This window comes from Lysinibacillus mangiferihumi (assembly GCF_003049665.1).
GTDB lineage: Bacteria > Bacillota > Bacilli > Bacillales_A > Planococcaceae > Lysinibacillus > Lysinibacillus mangiferihumi.
On record NZ_PYWM01000097.1, the window covers coordinates 1 to 1,232 of the forward strand.

Consider the following 1,232-nt stretch of genomic DNA (forward strand, 5'->3'; position numbering starts at 1 on the left):
TTGGATGGTCTACACTTAACTAAACAACTTTCATAAGGGGTATACTAAAAATATTAGAACCCTTAGGAGCGTGTACCTTATGAGAAGAGAACGTCGAACTTATACCCCTGAATTCAAGTTACAATTGGTTAAGCTATACGAAAATGGCAAATCTCGTACAGATATTGTCAAAGAATATGATATTACGCCATCTGCTTTAGATCGCTGGATTAAAAATCAGAAAGAAACAGGCTCATTTAAAGCCGAAGACAACCGTTCTACTGAAGAAAACGAGTTACTTCAACTGCGTAAAGAAGTGAAGCAGCTACGCATGGAGAACGATATTTTAAAGCAAGCAGCGCTGATCATGGGACGAAAATAGAGGTCGTTCAAAAAAACGCAGACCGCTATTCGGTATCGGCAATGTGTAAAGTCCTGCAACTATCGCGTAACACGTATTATTATCATCTTCGTAAAAAAGATGACCATGAAAAACAGGCTGCCAAAGCCGATTTAGAAGCGCGTATCTTCAATATTTTTCAGCAGAGCCGCAATAATTATGGCACGAGAAAAATCAAGAAGGAGCTGACAAAACAAGGCCTGATAGTCTCAAAACGCCGTATTGGCCGTGTGATGAAAACATTAGGCTTATCGTCCAATTACACAGTCGCGTATTACAAACCTCAAAAGAAACGTAGTAATGAAGCGGTTGTAGCCAATGTATTAAATCGTGAATTTAGTCAAAACCAAAAATTATCTGTATTAGTGAGTGATTTAACTTACGTACGTGTCGGCAAAAAATGGCACTATGTTTGCTTATTTGTCGATCTCTTTAACCGTGAAATCGTCGGTGCAAGTGCTGGCCCAAATAAGGACGCAGCCTTGGTATATAAAGCGTTAAGCACGATTAAGGGCAATTTATCGGATGTGCAGCTATTCCATACAGACCGAGGTTCAGAGTTTGATAATCAATTAATGGCTGAAGCAACCGAAACATTCGGTATCGAACGTTCACTTAGTGCCAAAGGGTGTCCTTATGACAATGCCGTGGCTGAGGCGACGTATAAGAGCTTCAAAATCGAATTTGTATACCAGATGACTTTCCACTCCCTTGAACAGCTCGATCTTGAACTTTGGGATTATGTAAATTGGTTTAACAACATTCGAATTCATCAAACACTTGGATATCTGACGCCAGCGGAGTTTAAGCAACAGCCCTTATAAATTTTGTATGGTTTTGTGTTGACATTCCA

At 39.8% G+C, this 1,232-nt stretch carries 1 protein-coding gene; it reads left to right on the forward strand.

Translation table 11 applies throughout. The annotated features are described in order from the left end of the window. The first annotated feature begins 79 nt into the window (after window positions 1-79). A protein-coding gene (locus C9J37_RS27645) for an IS3 family transposase (protein ID WP_107897936.1) occupies window positions 80-1,203 on the forward strand; the annotation gives its coding sequence in 2 pieces (ribosomal slippage) (window positions 80-326 and window positions 326-1,203; 1,125 coding nt in all). The last annotated feature ends 29 nt before the right edge of the window (window positions 1,204-1,232 follow it).